Here is a 255-nt window from a genome sequence, read left to right on the forward strand (position 1 = left end):
GCATCGGCCAGCGAACCCGACTGACGATGCCCCGCCAGTAACCCTTTAGCCGTTTGGCGAACAGGATCAGAGCCGGTATCGCGCTTTCATGAGCGTGGCGCAGCCATTGCTTCCAGGCTGATCTCCAACCCCAGGCGGTACTTGGCGCCCAGAGCGTTTTGAGTTCAGCCTTCATCAAATAGACCGTCATCAACGCTTGGTTAGCCGCCAGCAAATCTTCCAAGCGGACCTGTTGCTCCGGTGTTTTCAGGTTCT

1 protein-coding gene is annotated in these 255 nt (G+C 57.3%); it reads right to left on the bottom strand.

Annotation, left to right across the window (positions count from 1 at the left end; genetic code table 11):
- A partial coding sequence (locus tag L6D81_RS29455; RefSeq protein WP_445009272.1) for a DesA/ISL3 alpha bundle tail domain-containing protein occupies positions 1-255 on the bottom strand: 255 nt, incomplete at both ends.

The sequence above is a fragment of the Pseudomonas sputi genome (assembly GCF_021603585.1).
Taxonomy (GTDB): domain Bacteria; phylum Pseudomonadota; class Gammaproteobacteria; order Pseudomonadales; family Pseudomonadaceae; genus Aquipseudomonas; species Aquipseudomonas sputi.